The 374-nt window shown below is 69.5% G+C and carries 1 protein-coding gene; it reads left to right on the top strand.

The window, feature by feature from the left end:
• Positions 1 to 374 (top strand): SDR family oxidoreductase (locus tag ACXET9_RS16085; protein WP_457887691.1); only part of this gene is annotated, 374 nt, incomplete at both ends.

The following is a 374-nucleotide window of genomic DNA, read 5'->3' as shown; positions in this document are numbered from 1 at the left end:
GACGCGTGGGCGGTCAACGTGACCGGTGTCGGTGCGCTTGTCGCCGCGGCCAGGTCCCAGGGCGCGGTGTTCGTGCAGGTATCGAGTGACTACGTCTTCGACGGGACCGTCGACTCCCACATGGAGGATGAGGCGCTCAGTCCGCTCGGGGTCTACGGGCAGTCGAAGGCCGCGGGCGATCAGCTCGTCGCCACGCTCCCCGAGCACTATGTCGTGCGGACGAGCTGGGTCGTGGGCGAGGGCGGGAACTTCGTCGCGACGATGGCGCGGCTCGCGGAGAAGGGCGTGGATCCCTCGGTCGTGGACGACCAGGTCGGGCGGCTCACCTTCGCCGATGACCTCGCCGCGGGGATCGAGCATCTGCTGACGGTGCG

The organism is Brachybacterium netajii (SeqCode), from assembly GCF_054114245.1.
This window is presented reverse-complemented; position numbering and strand designations above follow the sequence as displayed.